Genomic DNA, 21651 nt, shown 5'->3' on the forward strand with positions numbered 1-21651 from the left:
TCAATTATTCCAGTCTATATAGACATCGGAGTTTTCGGAGGTTTTGTTTTTCTCGAAGTATTCATTTTCTCTTGGGATCCAGAGATCTCTGAATTTGGACATCATTTCGGGGTCATCGCCTATACGGGTTGTAATATTGGTCATCTGACTCTCGGGATCGATGTCGCAGAAGATTTTTAACTGGTAGGGTTCTCCAAAGTAGGGATGCAGGCTGTAGGAACCTTCTACGATATTGATGCGTTTATGTTTTATGACCTGTTCTTTTTCTTTTTCGATTTTCATAGTCTTGCAGTTAAAAGGACGGTAGACCACATCATCGCCGTACCACAAGGGGATAAGTACTTCTTCACGGAATCTTTCGTAATCTACATTTCCGCCGATTTCAGACATGCGCTCCGGTGTGCGCTGAGATTCCTGCAGGAAGAAATCATCCATGTGGAAGACATTGGCATCATACTTTCCGGCCAGGAAGGCAGATAGTCTTGTTTTTCCACTGCCGGAACGGCCGTCGATGGCGATAAGGATCACTTCTTCATCCATATATTCTTCATCATTCAGAAGATCATCTATGGCTTCAATAGCGGGGGCAAAGCGGCGTTCTTTTATATCGATAGTATTCATATGTTCTCCTTACTCTTATGTTTCTTTTATGCCTTCTATCATGATATAATATACGGGATTTTTTAAAAAGCTTTTATATGGAGATTTATATGGATATTGTTGAAATCATTACTAAAGAACTTGGAATCAAAAAGACACAGACTGAAGCTGTGATCAAGCTTATAGACGAGGGGAATACCATCCCTTTCATTGCACGTTATCGTAAGGAAGCAACCGGTGCAATGCACGATGATGTTCTCCGTACTTTTGATGAACGTTTAAAATATCTCCGTAATCTTGAAGATAGAAAAAATACTATTCTGGCTTCCATTGAGGAGCAGGGAAAGCTCACTGATGAATTAAGAAAGCAGATCGACGAAGCTGAGACTGCTGTTAAACTGGAGGATATTTATCGTCCTTACAAGCCGAAGCGTCGTACAAGAGCAATGATTGCAAAGGAAAGAGGTCTTGAGCCTCTGGCTGTATTCATATTCTCAGGTAAATCATCTGTTCCTGTTACGGAAGAAGCCCTTAAGTATGTGAATGAGGAAAAGGAAGTTCCGGATGCTAAGGCAGCAATTGCCGGGGCTGAAGACATTATCGCAGAAACTCTGGCGGACAGTGCCAGCCTCAGAGAGTGGATACGTAAAAAGACCTATGCCGAAGGCCTCATAGTGTCTGCTGCAAAGACCAAGGCTCAGGCTGAAGAAAAAACTGTATATGACAACTATTATGATTATCAGGAACCCATTAAAAAGATTCCGGGCCATCGTATCCTTGCTCTTAACAGAGGTGAAAGTGAAAAGATTCTTACAGTCAAGATCGAGGCTCCGGAGGAGGAGATAATCAGTTTCATGAAGCGCCATATAGGTGCCGGAAGGAATAAGGAAACAACACCTTATCTTGAAGAGACAGCAATAGATGCATATAAGAGACTGATCAGTCCGTCAATTGAAACAGAGATACGAAATGATCTTACCGAAAAGGCTGAGGACGGAGCTATAAAGGTATTCGGTGAGAACCTTGGCCAGCTTCTCATGCAGCCGCCTATAATCGGAAAGACTGTTCTCGGATGGGATCCTGCTTTCAGAACCGGCTGTAAGATTTCGGTTGTTGATCCCACCGGAAAGGTGCTTGATACAACAGTTATATTCCCTACAGCACCTCAGAATAAGGTAGCTGAGGCTATGCACGTTATCGAAGGACTTATCCGTAAGTATAATGTTGATATCATTTCTCTCGGAAACGGAACAGCCTCCAGAGAATCAGAGCAGATCATAGCTGATTTCATAAAGAAGAGTAAGCTGCCTGTGAAGTATGTGATCGTAAACGAAGCCGGAGCTTCAGTTTATTCCGCATCAAAGCTTGCTACAGAAGAGTTCCCGAATTTTGACGTTGGACAGAGATCCGCAACCTCCATGGCGAGACGTTTACAGGATCCTCTGGCAGAGCTTGTTAAGATCGATCCCAAGTCCATCGGTGTCGGCCAGTATCAGCATGATATGAACCAGTCAAAGCTTGGAGAGCAGCTCGGAAACGTTGTGGAAGACTGTGTTAACAAGGTAGGTGTAGATGTCAATACAGCTTCATTCTCACTCCTTGAGTATGTTTCAGGTGTAAACAAGAATATCGCAAAGAATATCGTTGCATATCGTGAAGAGAACGGTGCTTTCACCTCCAGAAAAGATCTTCTGAAGGTTCCCAAGCTTGGACCAAAAGCCTATGAGCAGTGTGCAGGTTTCCTCCGCATCCGTGACGGAGAGGATGTCCTGGATATGACTTCGGTTCATCCGGAGAGTTACGAAGCAGCAAAAGAGCTTTTGAAGCTTTTGGGATTTACTGCCGAAGACGTTAAGAATGGTAATACCAGAGACATTGAGAAAAAACTCAAAGAGGCAAAGGCATCCATACCCGAGCTTGCAAAGAAAATGAGCGTCGGAGAATATACACTTCAGGATATAGTAAAGGAACTTGCAAAACCCGGACGTGATCCCCGTGAGGATGTACCGGCTCCTGTATTAAGATCCGATGTCCTTGATTTTGATGACCTCACCCCCGGAATGGTACTTGCCGGAACAGTCCGTAACGTCATCGACTTCGGTGCCTTTGTAGATATCGGAGTTCACCAGGACGGCCTCGTACATATCTCCCAGATCGCCGACAAATTCGTCAAGCACCCCCTTGACGTAGTGAAGGTTGGAGACATCGTAAATGTAAAAGTCCTTTCCGTTGACAAGGATCGGAAAAAGATATCCCTTTCCATGAAAGGCGTGCCGCAGAAATAATATGATACTTAATATTGCCAATTTAAATAAAACCTATATAGGAAAACAGATCCTCAAAGGCGTAACCTTCCATCTTGAGGACAAAGAAAAAGCGGCGATTGTCGGAATCAACGGTTCCGGCAAGACGACGCTTATTCGTTGTATATTGGGAGTGGAGGAACCTGACGATTCCGAAACTGTCATTGCGTTTTCGAAAGACAAGAAAATAGGATATCTCGCTCAGCAGCATGCCGACATCGAAACCGGCGTTGACGATTTTGACACTCTCTCCGGTGGGCAGAAAACAAGAAAAAGACTGGAAGAGATACTTCAGGATAAGCCGGATCTTTTGATCCTGGATGAGCCCACAAACCATCTTGATATAGAATCCATCCAGTGGCTGGAGAAGGTACTTAAGCGTTATGACGGGGCTGTTCTTCTGGTTTCCCACGACAGATATTTCCTTGACCATGTGGTGACCAAGATCATTGACCTGGATAACGGAAAAGCCCGCATGTATAAGGGAAATTATTCAGAGTATGCTGTTAAGAAAAAGCAGATCCGTGATTCGGAACTTAAGGCTTATCTCAATCAGCAGCAGGAGATACAGCATCAGCAGGCGGTAATAGACAAGCTTAAACAGTTCAACAGAGAAAAGTCTATTAAGAGAGCAGAGTCCAGGGAGAAGGCATTGGCCAAGGTAGAGCTTCTTGATAAGCCGGTAGAGCTTGACAATGAAATGAGGCTCGCCCTTACACCAAGTGTTCAGTCAGGAAATGATGTTCTTTCAGTTAAGGATCTCAGCAAGGCATTTGATGATAAGACATTGTTCTCCAATATTTCTTTTGAAATAAAGCGTGGTGAACATGTTGCTGTGATCGGTGCAAACGGAACCGGAAAAACAACGCTGCTTAAAATTCTAAACCAGCAGGTGGATGCAGATACAGGCTCCTTTAAGCTGGGCGCCAATGTTGAGATCGGTTACTACGATCAGGAACATGCAGTACTTCATATGGATAAGACCATCTTTGATGAAATTCAGGATGAGTATCCGTATCTCAATAACACAAAGGTTCGTAATGTTCTTGCAGCTTTTCTGTTCCGTGGGGATGACGTATATAAGCGTATAGGGGATCTCAGCGGTGGTGAGCAGGGACGTGTATCACTTGCAAAGCTTATGCTGAGTAATGCCAATTTCTTGATCCTGGATGAGCCTACGAACCACCTGGATATTCAGGGTAGAGAGGTTCTGGAGGACGCCATAAACAATTACGAGGGAACTGTACTTTACGTATCGCATGACCGATATTTCATAAACAAAACTTCAAGCCGTATACTGGAGCTTTTCGAGAACCGCTTTGACAATTACATCGGAAACTATGACTACTACCTCGAAAAGAAAGAGGATGTGAGAAGATACGGAGCTGCAGGAACTGACAATGCCGACAATAAGGGTGCAGTCCCGGTTCAGCCTGTGACCGTTCAGGAATCCGAGCAGAAAACAGACTGGCTTCAGCAGAAGGAGCTCAAAAAGAATCTTCAGAGACTTGAGAGAACACTCAAATCTACAGAGGATGAGATACAGAAGCTTGAAGCAAGAAATCAGGTGCTGGATGATGAATACCAGAATCCGGATATCGCAGCGGATGTAGGAAAACTCATGGAACTCCACAAGGAGCACGAGAAGAACGATGCGAGACTGGAAGAGCTGTACGAAATCTGGGAAACAACATCGGAAGAGATTTCGGAAATAAAAGATTGATAGAAAAGAAGGCATGGGCGAAATTGAGCCCATGCCTTTGGTATAAGAAAAAATAATTGATGCAGTAGTTTCGTGACTTTTACTTTGTCTTAAGTTTGGGAGTAAAATAGCCGGGTAAAATGTAGTTCGAAGTAAAAAGATAAATAGAGAGAGGAACAAAATGGAAAAAGGCAAACTCGTGATGGAGCTTATGGTTGAAACATTCCCTGATAAAACCGTGGAGCTTGACAGTGAAATAGGCCATGTTAAGATGATACCTTTTGGAGGCACGGTCAAGAGTGATATCTTTAACGGAATCATCGAGCCCTGCGGTGTAGACACTCAGGTTACTAATCAGGCAGGTGTCAGACATATGTCCGCAAGATACATGCTTACAGGAAAAGATGCTGATGGCAATGACTGCCACATTTATCTTGAAAACAACGCATGGTTCACAAACGGAGAAAGACCAAAGCCGTGGATCAGCACTCCTAAATTCATTACAGACTCTAAAAAGCTTGCAACATATCTTCATACTAACCAGTTTATCGGAGAAGGAATGAGAGTGGAGGAAGGCCTTCGTATCCGCTATTACGAAGTGGCAAGATAAAAAATCGTAAGCGGTTCTGAAAATAGCTAAAATGATATCTGCTGTCTGCCGGAGTTGTAGAAAATCCAGGTAAAATTTAAGCCGGAGCGCATCATTATAAAATGGATGCGTTCCGGCTTAAGTTTTATGGCGTTTATTCCTTCGTCCAGAACTCCGTTACCAGATCGATGAAATCCTTTGCGGCCTTGCTAAGGTAAGCATTCTTCTGATAAGTCACGCATACTTTCCAGGTTGGCCTGAAGGGAAGTCTGAAGAACATTATACCATCAGGCTTCTGTTTCACATAATGATAAGGCAGGAGGCCGCAGGCAAGTCGTGCTTTTATCATCGAAAGAATAGTCATATTACTTGAGGTTTCGAAAAGGACGGTAGGAGCGAAACCTGCATCACGGAATATCTGATCCACCATCTTACGAATGGTGGATTCTTTGTACATCATAACAAAGGGCTCATATTGTAAAGCAGTAAGCGGAACCGTAGGATACTTGTCATCTGACTGAAGATATTCTTTACTGAGTGGATAATCCGCAGGTAAGGCGAGATATATTTCTTCCTTGAAAAGATCGATATATTCGTCAGCGGTCTTTTGCGCGTCTGTCAGAGTAACGAAGCCTATGTCCAGTTCTCCCTTATGAACGGCATCCTGCTGCTGTTTAACACTTAATTCACGAGGCTCCACGGTGAATTCAGGATACTTATCATGGAATATGGGATAAACATAGGAAAACATATCGAAGCCTCTTCCCGGAGTCATACCTACGGAGAGATAGCCATTGTGTTTATTAACCATATCGGCAATGATGGTGTAGGTCTTTTGCTTGATCCTAAGCATTTCCCTTGCATTATCCAAATATATCTGACCTTCAGGGGTTGGTGCCCAGGCAGCTTTGCTTCTGACAAAAAGGGGAGTGCCGACTTCCTTCTCCAGCTTCTGAAGCTGCTGCGATAATGCTGACTGAGTGATGAAAAGCTTCTCAGCCGCTTTTGTTATGGAGCCTTCATCGGCTATCTTGATTATATACTCAATTAATTTAGTATCCATTATCTCCTCGATGAGAGCCGTTATATCCTGATATCAGGTAAACAGATTTCAGGTAGAGCGGCCACTGATTGCAAATTAGCAAAACTTATAGAAGATTCACATTAATTAATTTTACTTATCTTATCGATGAAATTATACTTATTCTACACGGAACGAAAAGTTTTGTAAATGATAATAGATACGGAGGTTCATATGGCCAAAAGATTATGTATCCAGATAACAGAAAAGGATAATGTTGCCATTGTAATTAATGACCTGCCTAAGGGAACAGAGGTTATGCCGGGTGTTGTAACTGCGGTTGATATTCCTCAGGCACATAAAATAGCATTAAAGGAATTAAAGAAAGGTACAGAGGTTATTAGATACGGTGTCTGCCTCGGAACCACCTCAGAGGATATCCCTGTAGGCGGCTGGGTAAATGAGAAAAATCTCATTATGGCGCCGGCTCCCGATCTTGACAGCATGAAGTTTGCCACAAATATCAGGACAGATCTTCCGAAGCCCAAGCGAACTACCTGGATGGGATATAAAAATCCAAACGGTTTCTATGCAGGCACCAGAAACATTCTCGGCATTAACACCACAGTACAGTGCGTTGCCGGTGTTCTCAATGTTGCCATAAAGAAGATAAAGGCAGAAATCCTTCCCAAGTATCCTAATGTTGACGACGTTGTGGCTATCAATCATCCTTACGGCTGCGGCGTTGCCATTGATGCACCGGATGCTTACATTCCGCAGAAGATCATCAGAAATATTGCAATGCACCCGAATTTCGGCGGCGTATTCATGCTTGTGGGTCTTGGTTGTGAGAAGTTCACGGTAGACCGTTTCTGCGAGTGGTGGCCCGAGCTTAACAATAAGGATAATGTTATAGTTCTTCAGGAACACAAGGGATACCAGGCTATGATGGATGCCATCATTGAAATGGCAGAAAAGAAGCTTAAGATCCTTAACGAAAGAAAGAGAGAGGAGCTCCCGCTTTCAGACCTGCTGGTTGGTATGCAGTGCGGAGGCTCAGATGCATTCTCAGGAATCACAGCTAATCCTACAGCCGGATATGCTGCGGATCTTATAGTTTCCGGTGGCGGAACAGTTATGTTCTCCGAGGTTACCGAAGTAAGAGACGGCGTTCAGTTCATAGCTGAGAGATGTATAAACGAAGAAGTCGGTAAGAGACTTGTAGAGGAGATGAAGTGGTATGACAGCTACTTGAGAAACGGCGGTGTTGACCGTGGCGCCAATACCACACCCGGAAACAAGAAGGGTGGTCTTTCCAATATCATCGAGAAGTCCATGGGCTCCATCGCAAAGTCCGGTTCATCACCTATAGTTGAGGTGCTTTCACCCGGAGACCGTCCCACAAAGCATGGTGAGATTTTTGCCGCAACACCTGCGTCAGATCTTGTATGCGGACCTTCACAGCTTGCATCCGGAATGGGGCTTGAAGTATTCATGACAGGCCGCGGCACACCTTACGGTCTTGCTGCTGCACCTGTAATCAAGCTTTGCTCCAGAAACGAGATGAAGGATCAGTGGTTCGATATCATTGATTTCAATGCAGGCCCCGCTGCAGTTGGTGACAAGACCATCGCAGAGCAGGGCGAAGAACTTCTGGATTTCATCCTGGATGTTGCATCAGGAATCAAGAAGCCTTACACCGAGCAGTATGGTTTTGCTAATGACCTCTGCGTATTCAATCCGGCTCCAATAACCTGATTATAAAATATATAAGCCCATCGATGCTTATGTGCCGACCTCCAATTGTTAGATTTTGGTCTGACATTTTGGGGTAGGTACTAAGCATTGATGGGCTATTTTAGTATTGAAATCGATACTCGGGTAAAGTATTTGCTTAAACGGAGCCGAGACAGGTATTGTAAAATCGAGTATAGTTAACTATATTAAATTAATTCGACTGAATCGGTATAAGATGTTCTTTCCAATATTGCTTCGATAGTTTAATGAATTCTTTCTCAGCATCTGTAAGGTAGGAACCCTTACGGGTGGCTATACACAAATCCCAGGAGGGGTGGCTTGGGAGAGCGAAGCATTTATATTTATCACTCTCAGTATCTGCATAATACCTTGGAATGATAGCACAGCATAGTGAAGTCTCAACGAGGGAAGTAATGCTGGCTGTATTGTTGGTTTCCATCATTATGGAAGGTATAAATCCGCTGCGACTGAAAATGTCATCCACTATCTGACGGTTACTGGATTTAGAAGACATAAGAGTAAAAGGTTCGTACTCAAGGGATTTTAGATTAATGATAGGAAGTTGCCCGTCAACGCATATGTAATCGTAACATATAGGATGCACAGAAGGGACCAAAACAACCATTTCTTCTTTACCAATTAATGTATAATCAAAATTACCACGCTGATCGTATCTGAGTGTCACGAAGCCTATGTCGATGTCACCGTTCTTTAGTGCTTCTCTTTGTTTATATACTCCCATTTCTATTGGTGTAAAAATAAGATTTGAAAATTTTGAGTGAAGTTCAGGATAAATGGAGGTAAACATACGGATACCTCTTCCTGTTGTGAGTCCTATTTTCAGGTCGGATTCACCGGCATTTGTGATATCATGGATTTTTTTGTAGGTTTCCCGCTTTATCAGTAAAGCCTTTTTGGCTCCCTCCAGATAAATCTTCCCGGCTTCTGTAGGATGCCAGTCAGTCCTTGAACGGAAGAAAAGCTGGGTTCCAAGGTCCTTTTCTAACTTTAGTAATTGCTGATTAAGTGCTGACTGTGAAATGAACAAATTCTTGGCAGCTCTTGTAATATTCTCTTCTTTTTCGATTTCCACAATATATTCGCAAATTCTGAAATCCATACTATTCTCCTCTATTAATGCTGCTTTTGGGAGCTTTAATATCTGACATAAAGTTGCAGAGCTAATTGGCTTCTATACTGATGCAAGTTTTTCGCTGTTTATAGCCGTCATTCAGATGTCAATCTGTACGATAAAAACCCGGTTACGTTTATTGATTTGACAGACCGGGATCCTTTAAATGAGTTTATCATTTAAGCATTATATGGTCAAAATCAAATCGGCTTTAAATAATACATAAGTAATAATAATGTCATCGAGTTAAATTTAAGTTTTTCTAATATTGTTATTAGATTAACTAATAGCAAAACTTATTGAACAAACACTATCCATAAGTATAGCTTATTGAACTATCAGTTTTTCCCGTTTTACTTAGACTTATCCATAAGTTAAACTTCAATCATAAATAAGAAAGCGCGAAACAAACGCAGAGTTTTATAGATAAACAAGGAGAGTAAAAATGATTCCAACAATTACAAAAATGGAAGTATTTCCAGTAGCAGGACACGATTGTATGGAGCTTAATCTTTCAGGAGCTCACGCACCATACTTTACAAGAAACATTGTTATCCTTACAGATTCAAATGGTGTTGAAGGTGTTGGTGAGGTTCCCGGTGGACAGAAGATCACAAATGCTCTTGAGGCAGTTAAGGATCTGGTAATCGGAACAAAGATTTCTGATTACAAAAACACTCTTAACAAGGTAAGAGCATGGCTTGATGAAAACATCAAGGATGACGTAAGAGGTCTTCAGACCTTCGATCTTCGTACAGGAGTACATGTTGTTACTGCTATCGAAGCTCCTTTCCTTGATCTTATGGGTAAATTCCTTGAGGTTCCTGCAGCATCACTTATGGGTGACGGACTTCAGAGAACATCAGTAAGATTCCTTTCTTACCTTTTCTATGTAGGAGACAGAAAAAAGACAGATCTTCCATATGAGGAAGAGCCTGATTCAGACTGTGACTGGTACAGACTCCGCCATGAGGAGGCTATGGATCCTGAGCACATTGTAGCTCTTGCAAAAGCAACTCATGAGAAATACGGTTTTGAAGATTTCAAGCTTAAGGGTGGTGTTCTTCAGCCGGATGAGGAAGTTAAGGCTGTAACAGCTATTAAAGAAGCATTCCCGAATGCAAGAGTAGACCTTGATCCTAACGGCTGCTGGAGCCTTGCAGAAGCTATCCGCGTAGCGCCTGCTCTTAAGAAGGTTCTTGCTTATGTTGAGGATCCATGTGGCGCAGAGAATGGTTTCTCAGGACGTGAGATCATGGCTGAGTTCAAGCAGGAGACAGGAATGCCGACAGCCACAAACATGATCGACACAGACTGGAGACAGATGAGACACTGCATCCAGCTTAAGAGTGTAGACATTCCTCTTGCAGATCCACACTTCTGGACAATGGAAGGTTCTGTACGTGTCGGACAGCTTTGCAATGACTTCGGTCTTATGTGGGGCTGCCACTCAAACAACCACTTCGATATCTCACTTGCAATGGTGGCACAGTGTGCAGCTGCAGTTCCCGGCAAGCTTAACGGAATCGACACACACTGGATCTGGCAGGAAGGCAGAGAGCGCCTTACAAAGAACCCTATGCAGATCGTAGGCGGATGCATTAACGATATCGACAAGACTGTGGGACTTGGAGTTGAGGTTGACCGTGATCAGATCATGAAGGCAAACAAGCTTTACATTGATAACTGTCTCGGAGCACGTGACGATGCTATCGGAATGCAGTATCTCATCCCGGGATGGAAGTTCGATAACAAGCGTCCCTGCATGGTTAGATAATCGGGGATTTAAATATTCATAATGAAATAGCTCAGATGCTGGATTGGGAAATCTGTTTCGTTGAAGACAAATGGAAACAAAGTATATTTTGACCTGAGTACAAGGTCTTGTTTATAAGGAGGATTAAACAATGAAAAAATTATTATCAGTAGTATTGGCCGGTGCTATGGCTATGAGTATTCTTGCCGGTTGCGGATCATCCGGTGGAATCCAGGTTGGTGGAGGATCTTCATCAACAGAAACCACTGCAGCCGCAGCAGCAACACAGGCAGCAGGATCCGGTGAGTCAGCAGCTCCTGCAGCGAGTGCAGATGGAGAATCATCATTAAAGGGACAGAATGTAAGAGTAGTTATCGGTTCAACATCTACATCCGGTGATTCATACATGATGGCTGATGTTGTTACAAGATATCTTTCAAAGTATATGGGCTTCAACGGTAAAGTTGATGCCATAGGAAATGCAGCAGCTCTTGAGGAGATGCAGACAGCAAAGGGCGATGGAAAGACTGTTATGATGTTCCATGATATGACATATATGTCAGTTCTTTTCGGAGCAGTTGATGAGAAATATTCTCTTGAGAATATGACAATCGGACCACGTTTCGGTCGTAACCCGGGAGCTTGTTTCGGTGCAGCAAAGGAAAGCGGATGGACATCACTTAAGGATGTAACAGAGTATCTTAAGGCAAATCCTGACAAGACTGTTTCTTTCAATATTGAAGCAGGTGGAACATCACACATTGCATTTGCAGCTTACTACCTTGATGTTAAGGCAAAAGAGGGAGATGAGGTTGCAAGCAGAATCAAGGCAATCGTTGGTGGTACAACAGCTGAGAAGCTTCAGAGACTTTGGGACAGAAATGCAGACGTAATCTATGGCGATACATCAGCATTTGAGCAGTATACACTTGACGGTGTTGAAGCACAGCTTGCTATGAATATGTTTGATTCAGGTTCAACTGTAGAAGGCGTTGATATTCAGTCTATGGCAGATGACGGTGTTGAATTTAACGGAAAGCCATTTGACTTCCCTAAGGATTTTGCAATGTACTTCCCTAAGGATACAGATGCAAACGTACTTGCTGAGTACGAAGCAGCTATGAAGAAGGTTGTAAATGATCCTGATTTCCAGGCTGATATGAAGAAGCTTTACTACACAGTTCTTTCTGAGGATGAGGTAGGCTTAGAGGCTTCACAGCAGTTCATCCTTGATAAGCGTGACATGTGTGCAGAGATCATCGCGCAGGCTCCAAACCTTGACGAAATCACAGCTTAATTGAAATTTGGGTAATGCTATAGTCGCGGTTACCTATGAGATAAAATATTGCAGAGTTGCCTTTTCACCAGCAAATAAAATATGTGAAAAGGCAACTTACATATAAGGGGAAAATATATGATAAATGTAGTTTATTCTACCGAGCACTGGATAGTTCCAAGGATCGTCATAGGTATTCTGATCGTTCTTCTTGCAGCTATCATTATAACTGAAGGACGTGCGCGGCTGGCAAAGGGTGAAGCATTTTTCACAATGCCGAAGAAGTTCTTTAAAGAAAATCCTGATTTTATAAAACTATTTGGTACACTGATCCTTTTTGCAGGTTATATCATTACTCTTGATATCATCGGATTTACACTTACCAGTATAATTTTTGTATTTCTTTTCAATATTCTTTATGCCGGAACAAGTCCTAAATCAATAGGAATCAGCCTTTTGATCGCGGTAGTGGCTTCTTTGATAGTCAGCATTGCGTTCGGTGTATTTTTCAAGATAACTCTTCCAAACGGTATGTTCACGATAACATTCGTGGATTATGGATTCACTATTTACTAAAGGAGTGGCAAACAATGATTACTAATATTTTACTTGCAGTACTTGGTGTCATTGCCGGAATCATTTTTGGTGCCATTCCGGGTATGACAGCAACTATGGCGGTAGCGGTATTCCTGCCTATGACTTATGCTTATGACCTTGTACCTGCCTTATATCTTCTTTTAGGTCTTTATGTAGGCGGTATCTCAGGCGGACTTGTACCTGCTATCCTTATCAATATTCCGGGAACTCCGTCATCAATTACAACTACATTTGACGGATATCCTATGGCGAAACGTGGCGAAGGTGAGAGAGCCCTTAAAGTAGGTATCGTTTCATCCTTCTTCGGAGGAATCATTTCTCTTCTTGCTCTTGCTCTTTTCACACCGCTTCTTTCTGCCGCTGCTTTGAAGTTTTCTGCAGTTGAAAAGTTCCTTATCATCCTTTTTGCACTTACAGTTATCGCAGCTCTTTCAAACGGACAGATGCTGAGAGGTGTATTTTCGGGATTTTTGGGAGTACTTGTTTCCCTCATTGGAATGTTCAGTGTAAACAACAATTATCGTATGGTTCCTCTTTCACTAAAGCCATACCTGTCAGACGGTTTTCAGCTCCTGCCCGTTCTTATCGGACTCTTTGCTATATCTCAGATATTTGAGGAAGCCGAAGAGGGCATGAGGTTTAAGATTGAGAAGGTTGACGGAAACAATTCCGGAACAAAGTTCTCAATGGCTGACTTTAAGGGTCAGGGTGTAAATGTTGTTCGTTCTGCATTGATCGGAACCTTTATGGGAGTACTTCCCGGTGTAGGCGGATCCGCAGCATCAATTCTTGCATATTCACAGGCCAAGAGCTGGTCAAAGCATCCGGAGCTTCTGGGTACAGGTGTTGCTGAGGGACTTGTAGCATCTGAGAGTTCAAACAATGGTCTTACAGGTGGAGCCATGATCCCGCTTCTTTCACTTGGTATCCCCGGTGACTCAACAACAGCTGTCCTTATTTCAGCATTTATGCTACAGGGTATTCAGGTTGGACCTCTGTTTATCACACAGAATACAGAAACATGGCATCAGATCCTTATTGCAATGCTTCTCTGCAACATCATAATGTTCCTTTGCATGTTCTATCCTATCAAGTGGATATCAAAGATTATTTATATCCCGAGACAGAGACTGTATCCTGTTATCATCATGATCTGTGTTGTTGGTGCTTATGCTGCAAAGAACGGAAGAATGTTTGATGTATGGTCACTTCTCTTTGCCGGTGTTGTAGGATATCTTTTCGGAAAGATCCGTATTCCAAAGACCTGCTTCCTTATCGGATTTATCCTTGGTAAGGACCTTGAGAACTATTTCATCCAGGCAGTATCCGCATCAAAGGGATCACTTCTTGTATTCTTCTCAAGACCTATCGGCTGGGTTATCTGGGTACTTATAATCGCATCCATCGTTTATGCAGTTATGGATGACCGTAAGCAGAAGGCTAGGAAAAAGGCTGAAGCAGCAGGCTGATAATGCGGACTGCAGGCTATTTGAAATAATGCCTTAGTGCATACAATTATTTAAAAATTGCTTTTGATTAATTAGGGGATGCGCTTAGGGCGTATCCCCGATTTTTTATAGACATACATGAGACCCTGCCCCGTCTTACCTTTACCAACACACCAATGTACCACTGGTTGAATTGTCACGAATCTGTTATATCAATAATCGTACAAGAAACAAAAAGTTGTTTTATTGCAGACTTTAATGAGTATAATTGATAAGTGACTGTCAGATAAGTTGATATATTCAAAAGTATGTCATTCAAAGTAGAAAAGACCGTTTTTCGGTGGGATATCAGGAGAAATAATGAAAAGAGTAAAGTTTGAAACATTAACTGATACAGTAAAAGATCTTCAGGAACAGCATAAGAGTTTTAAGTTCAGAGCCTTCGGACTTATCGGAATTCTCATTATCGCTGTAATAGCCATAATAGTAAAGAAATACTACGTGAGCTTCGGACTTCTTGTTGCTGCCGTTGCTTATCACCTTTTTTATTTGAGACCCTTTGAAAAACAGTATATATCCAACGTAAATGAAGCCAATATTCTTTTAACTGTCGGGAGGTTTCTGGGAACCGAAGAGGTAAAGAATAAAGGGACTGAACATCTGACAAGAAAGGAGCTTGAAGAGGCACAGCTTGTTCCTGTACTTCAGAGAGAGGACGGAGTATCATTCTATGAATCGGTACATGGAGAATATCATGGAATGAAGGTTACTGTTTCAGATGTAGTCATTAGCGAAGATTTTAAACTAAAGGATAACGGTACAAAGGGCAGGAACAGAGTATTCCAGAATTGCGGATGCTGGACACATATTGAGCTTCCGAAGGATACCGGTTACAATTTCAGATTATTTGAAGACAATGCCGTACCAACTGTTATGCAGCAGAAATTCTATGAAGAACAGAATAATCTGAATAAGATACCTTCCGGGGATGTTGGTCTTGCAGGAAACTATTATCTGTATGTCGGAAGCTGTGATAAAGCTGTGGGAGATACCGATGAAGATAATGCTGACAATAAAAATAATGCTATAGAAGATGAAACAACATTGACAAAATCGGAAAAAATGCCTCCTGAAAAATTTATCGTGAGATATGAAGATCTTGACAAATATACTCCCGGTAATACAGCTGTAAGTGTACGAGGTAATGTTATGGACGTTTACATTCGCAGCAGATTCCTTGCGATGGCAGTATCTACAAGTGCCGCACCTACAGAAAAGAGCATAACTTTTGATCCGTATCCGGAACTTAAAATGATTCTGGAACTTGCCGGGATTCTGAGTTAAATCATTTAAAACAAAACCCGTATATAAGAACTGCTTAATCATGTATTAGTATTAAGAGTTTTACATCGGGTTTTGTTTTTTTTATTCTAAAACTGCACAGGTATTCAGATTAGTATATTCAAAGGAATCGATGATCTCAATACATGGAGCCGACCATTTCTGCATATGTTATTCAGAAATAAACGACGATAATAATGCGTTTATAGAGGGGGTTATTACAATGACTGATTCACCAATTATTACCAAAATGCAGGTGATTCCTGTTGCGGGATATGACAGCATGATGATGACATTATCAGGTTGTCATGCGCCATGTTTTACTAGAAACTTAGTTATACTTGAGGATAATGCCGGCCATCAGGGTATCGGCGAGATTCACGGTGGCGACTACACCTGTGACTGCTTAAATGCTGTAAGACCTCTTGTAGAGGGACAGCCCATATCAAAGTATCGACAGATCCTTCAGAAAATACATAAGGCTGCAAATCCTTCTGCCGCAGATGACGGAGAGGGCATACAGACACTGGATATTTCAAAGCTTAAGTTTGTAGTAAAGAGTGAGTGGGCCATCGAGTGTGCCATGCTTGACCTTATGGGACAGTATCTCAATGTTCCCATGTGTGACCTTCTCGGAGAGGGCCAGCAGCGTAAAGAGGTTGAGATGCTTGGATATCTTTTCTATGTTTCCGACAAGAAGAAGGTTCCTGCAGGAGATATGCAGTATCTTGATGAGAGCAGCAGTCTGGATCCCTGGTTCCGTTTAAGAAGAGAAGAGATACTTACTCCCGAAAGAATCGTTGAAGAGGCAGAAGCTCTTACAGAGAAGTATGGCTTCAAGAACTTCAAGCTTAAGGGCGGAGTTCTGGCAGGCGCTGATGAAATGGAGGCCTGCAGAGCACTTAAGAAGCGTTTTCCGAATGCACGTATAAACATTGACCCGAATGGTGCATGGAGCCTTAAGGAGGCCATCGACCTTTGCAAGGATATGCATAATGTCATCACCTATATGGAGGACCCTTGCGGTCCTGAGGCAGGTTATTCAAGCCGTGAGATCATGCGTGAGTTTAAGAATGCAACACAATTCCAGGTGGCTACGAACATGATTGCTACCGACTGGCGTCAGTTCTATCACACTGTAAGTCTCAATGCCTGCGACATCATCCTTGCGGATCCTCATTTCTGGGGTTTTGACGGTGCTATCCGTATGTCACAGCTTCTGGATTCCTGGGGACTTACATGGGGTGTTCATTCAAACAATCACTTTGATATCACCCTTGCTGCATTTGCACAGGTTGGTGCTGCAGCGGTTGGTGCACCTGCTCCTCTGGATACTCACTGGATCTGGCAGGATGGCCAGAATCTCCTGTATGATACACCGCAGATCGTTGACGGTAAGCTTCAGGTTCCTGAGGCACCGGGTCTCGGAGTTCATCTCAACATGGAGAGGGTTATGGAGGCTAACAAGCTGTACAACAGTCTTCCAAGCCATGACAGAGATGATGCGAAGTCAATGCAGTATTTGATTCCCGGATGGAAATACGATCATAAGAAGCCTTGTCTTGTGAGATGATTTAGGCTTTCTAAGACGGACGAAAAAATGAGTCTTCATGATGACGGGAGTCTGTGGCTTTCCGGACGAAAAAAATGAGTCTTCATGTCAACGCCCCACTGCGTTGAAAGTACATTACGTTCAAAAATTCCGTCAGGGATGTACACTTACGTGTTCATCCCTGACGGAATTTTTTAATCAAAATGTTTTGAAAATTTCAATTTTAACTTTTTTATCTTTTACTCCGACTTTGATGTCATCTACGATGTTGGCGATTACGGACTTTGACAATTCCTCAAGGGATGCGTCAAGGTTCTTGTTTTTTATTGTGGATTTGTAGTCTTTGAGGGACCAGGAAATATCACCGGAGGATTCGTTGTAGCCGCAGTCGAAGGTTTTGACATTATCTGCATTGCCGCCTTTTGCAAAGAAACAAAAGAGGGAACCGATCTTGTCCATGATGCCGGAGTCTTCGGAGTTCTCACCGGTGGAAGAAATAGACAGGAGGTCTTTTTTTGCTTCATCCGGGAGCTCTTTTGCATCAGCCTCAAGTACTATACGGAAATTCCTGTTTTGGTTTTCTGCCCAGAACTTGGCGGTAAAATCGCCGGCATTTGCACTTACTATACCAAAGAGTTCTTCTGCCATGAGTCTCAGGTAATGACCGTTTTTATCTGATTTGGTAACGGCATTTGCAAGACCTTCAATCCTGTTCAGTGCAAGTTGAAGAGAATCACCTTTGTTGTCTACTGTGATCACGTCGGTTTTCATGGAAGCCCTCCTTTATTTAAACAATAACTTAATAACTGAATTAGATTATACCATATTGTAGTGCCAATGGTGACGGTTCTCGCCGATGAGAACCGTCACCGATGGTTTTCCAATGATTAAATGTTTATAATCTTTTGGAAATTTGTCGAAGTAAGCACATAGAATAGACCATCTATAAGGAGGGAAATCAATGGATATTCAGTATCTGTTATGGCTTCAGGAACTAAGAAATGCTTCCGGCGGAGTGTTTGATGAGTTTTTTAACGGTATTTCAAAGGTGGCGGTAGATCTGATGCCATTTTTGCCGTTTTTTATTTTCTGGTGTGTTGACAAGAAATGGGGATATAGGTTTATCACTACCTTCGGTTTGGCGGGACTTTTGAATGGAATCATCAAACTGACTGTATGTGCGTACCGTCCCTGGATACGTTCCGATCTCATAGAACCGGCGGGAGATTCCAAGGTTGCCGCCACGGGATACTCCTTTCCCAGTGGACATACTACTGAGGCGACGGCTGTATACGGAACCATTACTTTATGGCAAAAAGACGTACGCAGGTGGCTTGCCATATTGGGCGGTGTTCTTATAGCATTGACCGGTTTTTCGCGAAATTTTCTCGGTGTACATACTCCGCAGGATGTTGTTGTTGGATTTGCTTCTACATTGATCATTATTATTGCAGTTGATAAAGCTAATGAGAAAATAGATGGTGATGAAAAGAAGCTTGACGGGTTGTCCTTTATTGGTCTTTTGGTGGTTATAGCTGCATTGATTTATATCATGGTGAAGCCGTACCCCATGGATTATGTAGACGGGAAGCTTCTGGTGGATCCGGCCAAGATGATGAATGATACATTTAAGGCCTGCGGCGCATTTACCGGCTTTTTGGCAGGCAGCTATTTTGAAAGACATTTTATAAAATACGAAATACCGGAAGGGTCAAAGAATCTGCCGATTTTAGGATTCGTTGGATTCCTGATTACATATTCCTGGAAAGAGTTCTTTGCACCGGCTACAATCGTAGCTGCCCTTGGCGGTCATTGGGGACACTTTATTGCACGATTTCTAATGTGGTTTTTCGTTGTGGCTGTCTGGCCAATTGTTATAACAAAGAATGCAGATTAATGCAATTTACTGATCATAAAAGCTCAGGGACAGGTTGGCATTTGGCTGACCTGTCTTTCTGTTTGAGAAAAAAGACCGGAGTTCATGTATTGGCCTGTCAGGGCCGGGCTGATCTGTCTCTTTATCGGAGAAAATTGGAAAAAATATCCTATTATTTTTCGAAATCGATAAATTTTATGGTATAATGTACCAATAATAAGTTGCACCAGGGGAGTGCAGGAAAGGTTGGGGATACCATATGAGCAAAAAAGTAAAGAGAAATGTTATAGTTGGACAGTCCGGAGGCCCAACAGCGGCCATCAATTCATCTCTGGCAGGCGTTTTCAGAACAGCTAAGGACAGAGGTTACAATAAGGTATACGGAATGCTTCACGGTGTTCAGGGACTTTTGGAAGGAAGATACATTGATCTCTCAGATCATATCCGTACAGGTCTTGATGCAGAGCTTTTGAAAAGAACTCCATCAGCATATCTCGGATCCTGCAGATATAAGCTTCCTGATATCTATGAGAACAAGGAAGTATATGAGAAGATCTTCAAGATTCTCGAAGACCTTGAGATCGACTGCTTCATCTATATCGGTGGTAATGACTCTATGGATACCATCAAGAAACTTTCCGATTATGCAATCGTAACAGGTTCAGACGTTCGCTTTGTCGGATGTCCAAAGACTATTGATAATGATCTTGCTTTGACAGATCATACTCCGGGTTATGGTTCAGCAGCCAAGTACATCGGAACCTCTGTAAAGGAAATCATCCGTGACGGATGGAGCCTTGAGACCAGCAAGGGACAGGTAATCGTTGTTGAGATCATGGGAAGAAATGCAGGCTGGCTCACCGGTGCGGCAGCACTTTCAAAGGGTGAGGACTGTGACGGACCTGATGCTATCTATCTTCCTGAGTTACCGTTTGATGTGCCTACATTTGTTCAGAAGTGTAAAGATCTGCTTGCAAAGAAACGTTCTGTTGTAATTGCAGTATCTGAAGGAATTCATACAGCAGACGGAACCTATATCAGTGAGCTTGGAAATGCTACAGAGTATGTAGATGCATTCGGACACAAGCAGCTTACAGGAACAGCAAGATACCTCTGCAACGTTCTTTCACAGGAAATCGGCTGCAAGACACGTTCTATCGAGCTTTCAACACTTCAGAGAGCAGCAAGCCACTGCGCTTCCAGAGTTGATATTCTTGAAGCTTATGAGGTTGGCGGTGCCGCAATGAAGGCAGCAGACGAAGGCGACAGCGGAAAGATGGTTGTTATCCAGAGACTTTCCGATGATCCATATCAGGCAGGAACAGAAGTTAAGGATGTTCACAAGATCGCTAATGACGAGCGTCTCGTTCCTAGAAACTGGATCACTGCAGACGGAACATACGTAACCAATGAGTTCATCACTTATGTTCGTCCTCTTATCCAGGGTGATGTGGGAGCCGTAATGGTAGACGGAATTCCAAGACACCTTTATGTGCCTGGATATCAGGAGCTTCTGTAATAGTTTAACAAGCATTTTGACACGGTACTTGATAGTGAATATCAAGTACCGTTTTTTGACCATCGAAGCCATCAGGGACGGTTCTCGCCGGCAGGGACGATTCTCTCCGGCGAGAACCGTCCCCGATGGCTGACTGGCAGCCGCTTTCGGACTCCGCACCATTTTATACCATGATTATAGACGGACTGGAAATTACCTGCTTCCAAAGCTCGAAGAGCCGCCTTTCAGGTGTGGTGATATACGTTCCCTTCAGATAGGCCACACACCTCATCCAATTGAGATCCTCTTTTATCCGGAAGTAGACAAGAGGAAAATTCTCATTCACATAGGACTGAGGAAAGAAAGCAGGTCCCATCTGATTTATTGCCATCTTAAGCACCGTGACAGAACTGCTGGACTCAAAAAGGATTTTCGGATGGATGTTATATTCGTTGAAAACCTTATCAAGCATTCCCCGGAGCATGGTTTCATTGGAAGGCATGATGAAATTTTCATCTTTAATAAGGTTAAGGTCTATAAGAGGCAGAGTTTTCCAGCTTTCGTTTCCTGCAAGATGAGCCAGGGGATGTGAAGATGGAAGACCCAATACCACATGTTCGGGAGCTAAGTCTATATGTTCAAATGAGGAATTTAAGGGACGTTCCTTGGAATAACTCAGAAAAGCATATTCTGTTTCACGGTGAAGGAGCATCTGCTCCATTTTTGGAACTCTTGCACAGGAAAGATTTATAGTGAATTCAGGATATTCCTGATGAAACTGAGGATATATATCTGAAAATGTAGACGCACCCCTCTCCGGTGTACATGCAATTGAAATCTCTCCCACAGAGTTTTTTGCACTGTCTCGAATTATTTTATATGTATCACTTTTTATCTTTAAAACATTTTTGGCAGCATTCACATATATACGTCCTGCAAAAGTCGGAATCAGCTTATGATAGCGCCTTTCAAAAAGAGGAGTGCCCAGTTCTGCCTCCAGTTTCAGAAGCTGCTGGTTAAGTGCCGACTGTGTCATATACATTTTTTCAGCCGCTTTTGCGATACTTTCTTCGTTATAAATTGCAATGATGTTTTCTAAAGGTTTCAGATCCATTCAATTCATTTCCTTATCTTTTTAGTTTGCTTTGACATTACAAATTACATAAAAAGGTTTATGCAATTAGCTGATTCATGTCATAAGA

The 21651-nt window shown here is 42.6% G+C and carries 17 protein-coding genes; 12 read left to right on the forward strand and 5 right to left on the reverse strand.

Annotated features, from left to right (window positions below):
• Entirely contained in the window at positions 1 to 621 is a 621-nt protein-coding gene (locus BLV86_RS00680; protein WP_090814756.1) for a nucleoside/nucleotide kinase family protein, read from the reverse strand.
• 89 nt (positions 622 to 710) lie between these two features.
• Between BLV86_RS00680 and BLV86_RS00685 the strand changes: the two genes are divergently transcribed.
• The 3 genes from BLV86_RS00685 (at position 711) to BLV86_RS00695 (ending at position 5215) form a co-directional block, all read left to right on the forward strand.
• Positions 711 to 2885, forward strand: coding sequence for a Tex family protein (locus tag BLV86_RS00685; protein ID WP_090814757.1), 2175 nt, complete (start codon positions 711 to 713; stop codon positions 2883 to 2885).
• Between the two features lies 1 nt (position 2886).
• On the forward strand, positions 2887 to 4626 hold the full coding sequence (locus BLV86_RS00690) for an ABC-F family ATP-binding cassette domain-containing protein (protein ID WP_090814758.1): 1740 nt from the start codon (positions 2887 to 2889) through the stop codon (positions 4624 to 4626).
• A 160-nt stretch (positions 4627 to 4786) separates the two neighbouring features.
• Positions 4787 to 5215, forward strand: coding sequence for a DUF3237 family protein (locus tag BLV86_RS00695; RefSeq protein ID WP_090814759.1), 429 nt, complete (start codon positions 4787 to 4789; stop codon positions 5213 to 5215).
• A gap of 133 nt (positions 5216 to 5348) precedes the next feature.
• On the opposite strand, the gene BLV86_RS00700 is transcribed toward BLV86_RS00695, so the two are convergent.
• The gene (locus BLV86_RS00700) at positions 5349 to 6257 is read right to left on the reverse strand and encodes a LysR family transcriptional regulator (RefSeq protein ID WP_090814760.1); all 909 of its coding nucleotides are present in this window, start codon (positions 6255 to 6257) and stop codon (positions 5349 to 5351) included.
• A 192-nt stretch (positions 6258 to 6449) separates the two neighbouring features.
• On the opposite strand from BLV86_RS00700, the gene BLV86_RS00705 reads away from it, so the two are divergent.
• Positions 6450 to 7973, forward strand: coding sequence for a UxaA family hydrolase (locus tag BLV86_RS00705; protein ID WP_090814761.1), 1524 nt, complete (start codon positions 6450 to 6452; stop codon positions 7971 to 7973).
• Positions 7974 to 8163: 190 nt separating this feature from the next.
• Here the strand turns inward: BLV86_RS00705 and BLV86_RS00710 are convergent, their stop codons facing one another.
• The gene (locus tag BLV86_RS00710; RefSeq protein WP_031549987.1) at positions 8164 to 9093 is read right to left on the reverse strand and encodes a LysR family transcriptional regulator; all 930 of its coding nucleotides are present in this window, start codon (positions 9091 to 9093) and stop codon (positions 8164 to 8166) included.
• A 457-nt stretch (positions 9094 to 9550) separates the two neighbouring features.
• On the opposite strand from BLV86_RS00710, the gene BLV86_RS00715 reads away from it, so the two are divergent.
• The 6 genes from BLV86_RS00715 to BLV86_RS00740 all read left to right on the forward strand — a co-directional run bounded on the left by BLV86_RS00715 (position 9551) and on the right by BLV86_RS00740 (position 17096).
• The gene (locus BLV86_RS00715; RefSeq protein ID WP_090814762.1) at positions 9551 to 10882 is read left to right on the forward strand and encodes an enolase C-terminal domain-like protein; all 1332 of its coding nucleotides are present in this window, start codon (positions 9551 to 9553) and stop codon (positions 10880 to 10882) included.
• A gap of 130 nt (positions 10883 to 11012) precedes the next feature.
• Positions 11013 to 12158, forward strand: a complete 1146-nt coding sequence (locus BLV86_RS00720; protein WP_090814763.1) for a type 2 periplasmic-binding domain-containing protein — start codon at positions 11013 to 11015, stop codon at positions 12156 to 12158.
• A 117-nt stretch (positions 12159 to 12275) separates the two neighbouring features.
• Positions 12276 to 12713 (forward strand): tripartite tricarboxylate transporter TctB family protein, encoded by a 438-nt coding sequence (locus tag BLV86_RS00725; protein WP_031549982.1) that lies wholly within the window; start codon positions 12276 to 12278, stop codon positions 12711 to 12713.
• A gap of 14 nt (positions 12714 to 12727) precedes the next feature.
• Entirely contained in the window at positions 12728 to 14203 is a 1476-nt protein-coding gene (locus BLV86_RS00730) for a tripartite tricarboxylate transporter permease (RefSeq protein WP_090814764.1), read from the forward strand.
• 339 nt (positions 14204 to 14542) lie between these two features.
• Positions 14543 to 15526, forward strand: coding sequence for a hypothetical protein (locus BLV86_RS00735; RefSeq protein WP_090814765.1), 984 nt, complete (start codon positions 14543 to 14545; stop codon positions 15524 to 15526).
• Between the two features lie 220 nt (positions 15527 to 15746).
• Positions 15747 to 17096, forward strand: coding sequence for an enolase C-terminal domain-like protein (locus BLV86_RS00740; RefSeq protein ID WP_090814766.1), 1350 nt, complete (start codon positions 15747 to 15749; stop codon positions 17094 to 17096).
• Between the two features lie 177 nt (positions 17097 to 17273).
• On the opposite strand, the gene BLV86_RS00745 is transcribed toward BLV86_RS00740, so the two are convergent.
• Positions 17274 to 17846, reverse strand: coding sequence for a hypothetical protein (locus tag BLV86_RS00745; protein WP_090814767.1), 573 nt, complete (start codon positions 17844 to 17846; stop codon positions 17274 to 17276).
• Positions 17847 to 18036: 190 nt separating this feature from the next.
• Here BLV86_RS00745 and BLV86_RS00750 point away from each other — a divergent pair, with 190 nt between their 5' ends.
• Together BLV86_RS00750 and BLV86_RS00755 are read left to right on the forward strand one after the other, a co-directional pair.
• Positions 18037 to 18972: a phosphatase PAP2 family protein gene (locus tag BLV86_RS00750; protein ID WP_090814768.1), complete on the forward strand. Its 936-nt coding sequence runs from the start codon at positions 18037 to 18039 to the stop codon at positions 18970 to 18972.
• A 238-nt stretch (positions 18973 to 19210) separates the two neighbouring features.
• The gene (locus tag BLV86_RS00755; RefSeq protein ID WP_031549974.1) at positions 19211 to 20470 is read left to right on the forward strand and encodes a 6-phosphofructokinase; all 1260 of its coding nucleotides are present in this window, start codon (positions 19211 to 19213) and stop codon (positions 20468 to 20470) included.
• Between the two features lie 163 nt (positions 20471 to 20633).
• On the opposite strand, the gene BLV86_RS00760 is transcribed toward BLV86_RS00755, so the two are convergent.
• Positions 20634 to 21563, reverse strand: a complete 930-nt coding sequence (locus BLV86_RS00760; RefSeq protein WP_090814769.1) for a LysR family transcriptional regulator — start codon at positions 21561 to 21563, stop codon at positions 20634 to 20636.
• Positions 21564 to 21651 lie beyond the last annotated feature (88 nt).

The organism is Oribacterium sp. KHPX15, from assembly GCF_900107835.1.
GTDB lineage: Bacteria > Bacillota > Clostridia > Lachnospirales > Lachnospiraceae > Oribacterium.

Coding starts and splice junctions, on each gene's coding strand:
- BLV86_RS00700 (WP_090814760.1), bottom strand. CDS start 6,257: ATGGATACTAAATTAATTGAGTATATAATCAAGATAGCCGATGAAGGC.
- BLV86_RS00720 (WP_090814763.1), top strand. CDS start 11,013: ATGAAAAAATTATTATCAGTAGTATTGGCCGGTGCTATGGCTATGAGT.
- BLV86_RS00735 (WP_090814765.1), top strand. CDS start 14,543: ATGAAAAGAGTAAAGTTTGAAACATTAACTGATACAGTAAAAGATCTT.
- BLV86_RS00760 (WP_090814769.1), bottom strand. CDS start 21,563: ATGGATCTGAAACCTTTAGAAAACATCATTGCAATTTATAACGAAGAA.
- BLV86_RS00710 (WP_031549987.1), bottom strand. CDS start 9,093: ATGGATTTCAGAATTTGCGAATATATTGTGGAAATCGAAAAAGAAGAG.
- BLV86_RS00730 (WP_090814764.1), top strand. CDS start 12,728: ATGATTACTAATATTTTACTTGCAGTACTTGGTGTCATTGCCGGAATC.
- BLV86_RS00690 (WP_090814758.1), top strand. CDS start 2,887: ATGATACTTAATATTGCCAATTTAAATAAAACCTATATAGGAAAACAG.
- BLV86_RS00755 (WP_031549974.1), top strand. CDS start 19,211: ATGAGCAAAAAAGTAAAGAGAAATGTTATAGTTGGACAGTCCGGAGGC.
- BLV86_RS00705 (WP_090814761.1), top strand. CDS start 6,450: ATGGCCAAAAGATTATGTATCCAGATAACAGAAAAGGATAATGTTGCC.
- BLV86_RS00695 (WP_090814759.1), top strand. CDS start 4,787: ATGGAAAAAGGCAAACTCGTGATGGAGCTTATGGTTGAAACATTCCCT.
- BLV86_RS00715 (WP_090814762.1), top strand. CDS start 9,551: ATGATTCCAACAATTACAAAAATGGAAGTATTTCCAGTAGCAGGACAC.
- BLV86_RS00740 (WP_090814766.1), top strand. CDS start 15,747: ATGACTGATTCACCAATTATTACCAAAATGCAGGTGATTCCTGTTGCG.
- BLV86_RS00745 (WP_090814767.1), bottom strand. CDS start 17,846: ATGAAAACCGACGTGATCACAGTAGACAACAAAGGTGATTCTCTTCAA.
- BLV86_RS00685 (WP_090814757.1), top strand. CDS start 711: ATGGATATTGTTGAAATCATTACTAAAGAACTTGGAATCAAAAAGACA.
- BLV86_RS00680 (WP_090814756.1), bottom strand. CDS start 621: ATGAATACTATCGATATAAAAGAACGCCGCTTTGCCCCCGCTATTGAA.
- BLV86_RS00750 (WP_090814768.1), top strand. CDS start 18,037: ATGGATATTCAGTATCTGTTATGGCTTCAGGAACTAAGAAATGCTTCC.
- BLV86_RS00725 (WP_031549982.1), top strand. CDS start 12,276: ATGATAAATGTAGTTTATTCTACCGAGCACTGGATAGTTCCAAGGATC.